At 61.5% G+C, this 442-nt stretch carries 1 protein-coding gene; it reads left to right on the top strand.

The annotated features are described in order from the left end of the window. On the top strand, window positions 1-442 hold a 442-nt coding region (locus tag PUR71_RS40860), incomplete at both ends, for a hypothetical protein (RefSeq protein WP_329924290.1).

Genomic DNA, 442 nt, shown 5'->3' with positions numbered 1-442 from the left:
CCCGCCCCCCGACGCGTGGCCGAGGCCGGTTTTGTTTTTTTTTGTTGCTTCGGTTATTTTTTTTTTATTGATTTTTTTTTTTTTTTTGGGGGTGTGTGTGGGTGTGGTTTTTGTGGGTTGTTGGTGGGGGGGGGTGGGTGGTTTTTGTTGTGTTTGTGGGGGGTGGGGGGGTTGGTTGTGTGGTGGGGGTGTTGTTTTTTTTTTGTTTGGGTGGGGGTTGTGGTGTTGGGGTGGTGGGGTGTGGGGTTTTTGGGGGGGGGGGTGTTGGGGTGGGGGGGGGTTTTTTGGGGGTGTGTTGGTTTCTGGGGGGGTTTTGGGGGGGGGGGGGGGGGGGGGCGGTGGGTTTGTTGTGGGGGGTGGGGGGTGTGTGGGTGTGGGGGGGGTGGTTGTGGTTGGGGGTTGGGGGGTTGGGGTGGGGGGGGGGGGGGGGGGGGGGGGGGGG

It is taken from the genome of Streptomyces sp. SP17BM10 (genome assembly GCF_036322405.1).
Lineage (GTDB): Bacteria > Actinomycetota > Actinomycetes > Streptomycetales > Streptomycetaceae > Kitasatospora.
Note: the sequence above shows the minus strand (reverse complement) of the source record. Positions and strands in the feature narration are given on the sequence as shown.